The sequence below is a fragment of the Pseudomonadota bacterium genome (assembly GCA_030775045.1).
Lineage (GTDB): Bacteria > Pseudomonadota > Alphaproteobacteria > JALYJY01 > JALYJY01 > JALYJY01.
This window is the reverse complement of the sequence record JALYJY010000126.1, coordinates 1-3,750: the sequence shown is the minus strand read 5'-3', so window position 1 is coordinate 3,750 and position 3,750 is coordinate 1. Positions and strand designations below refer to the sequence as shown.

Annotated in this window: 4 protein-coding genes; all 4 read left to right on the top strand. The window is 57.1% G+C overall.

The annotated features are described in order from the left end of the window. A partial coding sequence (locus tag M3O22_08880) for an rRNA cytosine-C5-methylase (protein ID MDP9196855.1) occupies nucleotides 1-288 on the top strand: 288 nt, incomplete at its 5' end. A 556-nt stretch (nucleotides 289-844) separates the two neighbouring features. Continuing rightward, a complete protein-coding gene (locus M3O22_08875) occupies nucleotides 845-2,203 on the top strand; it encodes a M48 family metalloprotease (GenBank protein MDP9196854.1) in 1,359 nt (452 codons plus the stop codon). Nucleotides 2,204-2,262: 59 nt separating this feature from the next. Beyond that, nucleotides 2,263-3,042, top strand: a complete 780-nt coding sequence (locus M3O22_08870; protein ID MDP9196853.1) for a DsbA family protein — start codon at nucleotides 2,263-2,265, stop codon at nucleotides 3,040-3,042. Between the two features lie 158 nt (nucleotides 3,043-3,200). Then, the coding region (locus tag M3O22_08865) for a hypothetical protein (protein MDP9196852.1) at nucleotides 3,201-3,750 on the top strand (550 nt) is incomplete at its 3' end.

Sequence of the window (3,750 nt, the reverse complement as noted above, 5' to 3'; positions counted from 1 at the left end):
CTGGGGCCGGAACTGACCGAGCTTCTGAAAATCCAGGCGGAGATCCTGGACAGCGCGTCGCGGCTGGTCAAACCCGGCGGACGGCTGGTCTACGCCACCTGCTCCCTGCTGCGGGAGGAGAATGAACAGCAGATTGAACAGTTCCTGGCGCAGCATCCTGATTTTGCCGCTGTGCCGGTTGCCGTTCCGGGTCTGGAAGGGCAGGGGCCTTACCTGCGCCTCACCCCCGCCCGGCACCATACGGACGGCTTTTTTGCAGCCGCGCTGGAGCGGGCCTCTGCGCCATAGGTGAAAGTAATTCCGTGCGATATCCTGCTGCGGGGATTTCTGGACGGGTTCAAGGCCCCCGGCATTGCTGCGAAAGAGAGGGCAAGGCGGCTGAGGGGGGTATTTGCCCGTCTGCCGGCCCTTGCCGGATGCTACAGGGTTTATGCCAGCTGCCCGGATCAGGACTTATTCCACGCCCCTGCACCCTGAGCGTTTAACCGCCTGTTAACAGGGTGTCTATATCCCGCTTTCTGTTATTCCGGCGCACCGGCAGGAGCAGACTGTCATGACGGACGGAAACAGTGAACTCCGGACAGAGGTGGAGACCTGGGTCGCCCACGGAACGCACTTCGCGCCTCGTCCTCCTCGCCAGACAACCGGAAAAGCAGGCACAGCCAGAGGCCGACCAGATCAAAAACCGGCTCTCCATCCTGTCACCACAGTTGCGTCCTTCACTGACGCCTGGCAACGGCCCGGAGTTCTTCTGCCTGAAGCGGGTCGACAGGATGCAGCCCTGGTATTGCCCGATTTGCCTGTATATTCAGGCTGTTTCCGCTGAACAGAAACGGGACAGGCCGTGATCCGATCCTGCAGGGCTTTTCTGGTTGCCTTTCTGGCTGTTCTTGTGGCTGGCACACCTGCCATGGCCCAGAAGAGGAAGATCAGCTTTATCCGCGATGCCGAGACGGAAGAGGCTATCCGTACCATGGCCGCTCCGATTTTTGAGGCTGCCGGTATCGACAGCAACAGTGTCAGCATCTCCCTGATCCAGGACAGCTCCCTCAATGCCTTTGTGGCCGGCGGGATGAACATGTACATCCATACCGGCCTGCTGCAGGCCGCCGATGACGCGGGAGAACTGGTTGGCGTCATGGCCCACGAAACCGGCCATATTGCCGGCGGGCACCTGATCCGTTCAAAGGACGCCATCGAGAATGCCTCGGCCCAGGCCATCCTGGCCCTGCTTCTGGGTGTTGCCACAGGATTCGCCTCGGGCGATACCCGGGCCGGGGCCGCTGTCATGGCAGGGGGGCAGGAGCTGGCCCGCCGGGCCTTTTTCAGCTTCAGCAGGACCCAGGAATCATCCGCAGACCAGGCGGGACTTTCCTATCTGGACCATGCCGGTTTTTCCGCGGAGGGCCTGTTGCGGTTCATGGAAAAGCTGGGTGACCAGGAACTGTTGCCGGAAGACCGCCAGGTGGAGTTTGTGCGCACCCACCCCCTGACCCGCGATCGTATCGATGCCCTGCGGCACCATGTGGAAACCTCTCCCCTGACCGGCAAGCCCTTTCCGGAAAAATATGACCGGATGTTCGAGCGGATCCGGGCCAAGCTGCAGGGCTGGACGTATCCCCGGGTTGCCCTGCAAAAGTACAAGACTTCTGACACGGCCATCCCGGCCCGCTATGGCCGCGCTGTCGCCCTGTACCGGACAGGGCATGCGGACGAGGCCCTGGCCCTGCTGCAGGGGCTTCTGAAGGACGAGCCGCAAAATCCCTTTTTCCACGAGCTGAAAGGCCAGATCCTGTTCGAGAACGGACGGGTGAAGGAGGCCATCGCCCCCTACCGGCTGGCGGTGAAATACCAGCCATCCTCGGCACTTTTGCGCACCGCCATAGGGCACGTGCTGGTCGAGTCCGGGGACAAGACCCTGCGGGACGAGGCTGTCCGGAACCTGCAGGAATCGACGCGGCTGGAGCGGCGTAATCCTTTCACCTGGCGCCTGCTGGCCACGGTATGGGGGCAGGAGAAACAGGAAGGCCTCACAGCGTACGCTCTGGCGGAAGAGGCGCTGGCGCGGGGAAAGATCCCCGAGGCAAAGGCCCGTGCCGAGCGGGCCGAAAAGCTTCTGCCCGCGGGGTCGCCGGCCTGGATCCGGATCCAGGACATACGGGCTGTTGTGGATACGAAGGATACAAAGAAGGATGATGACTGACCTTGTTTTTTCCGGAACAAGGGGCGATTGTAGAAACCTTTCTTTCCAGGGAGTTCCAGATGTCTTTTTCTGTCAGGCTGTTTTCTCTTTTTCTGTGCAGCGTTGTCCTGTCTTCTTCCATGGCCCTTGCGGCGCAGGACAGCCCGGCGGCGCCTTTCAATAAAACCCAGACCGAAAACATCCAGAAACTGATCGAGCAGTATATCCAGGAAAATCCTGAAGCCATCACCAACGCCCTGGAAAAGGCCCAGGAAGTGAAGGACCAGGCCAGGGTAGAGCAGGCCCGCAAGGTCCTGACGGAAAACTACAAGGATATTACGCACAATCCCGCCAGCCCGGTGGCCGGTAACCCTGATGGCGACATTACAGTTGTGGAGTATTTCGACTATCAGTGCGGCTACTGCAAGGCTGTGGCCCCCGGGATCCGCCAGCTTCTGAAAGACGATCCGCAGGTACGTTTTGTGTTCAAGGAATTCCCTGTTCTGGGGGAAAACTCCCGCCACGCCGCAAAGGCTGCCCTGGCAGCGCACAGGCAGGGGAAATACCAGGAATTCCACACGGCCCTGATGAGCGAGAAGGGCCCTGTGGATGCCGAGAAAATCAGGACTGTCGCCCGCAATGTAGGGCTGGATGTGCCGAAGCTGGAAAGGGACATGGAGTCCCCTGACGTCGCTGCGGAAATTGACCGGAACCGCTCACTGGCCCCGCAGATGACCATCATGGGTACGCCGGGATTTATTGTGGGAAACCAGATCATCAGCGGCGCCCTGCCCCTGGATGACCTGAAAAAAGTCATCGCGGACCAGCGGGCCCGGATGAAGCAGGGTACAGGCGGCTGATCCGCAACGGGGCAGGTTCGCCTGTTGCTCTGTGCATGCATATGTTTTCCATGGAACAGATTGTTTAATGTTCGGGACATTAACGGAATGGGAGAGTATTCTTAAGTCTGTTGCGCAGGTGTAAGATTAAACAAACTACAAAGCATGGGGAGGGCAGAATGAAAGAGGTTATTAATACTAATCCTGGATTGGTTGAAAACGATGTGGATGGCGTAAGCTGCTTCCTTGCATGCAGTCAGATGGTCTTTAGAACCAAAACAGGAATAAAGGTACCTTCGTTTCAGGAGCTTGGTGATATTATTGGCCGCAAAGAGGGACAGTATTCGTGGGAATATGGAATGCTGGCCTATATGGCACGTAATGGTTTTGATGTGGAGTTCATATCCACATTTAATCTTGAGCGCCTGGTAAAAGAGAAAAACTCATATATGTATGAATACTTCGGCGAAGAAGCTGCTGATGATCAAATAAAGAATTCTGATATGGATCAAGGAATCAAAGGAATAGAGGGGTTTCTGTCAAGCAAGAAGAAAAAGATTGCCTGCCGTGTGCCGACAAAAAACGATATTGTGAATCTCATAAATGAGGGGTTTTATATAATTCCATACATAAATCAGAGGATACTGCAGGCAGACCCTGGTTACGTTGCTCACACTATATTAGTGTACGGTTATTCTGATCGAGGTGTCAGGGTTCATAATCCGGGAC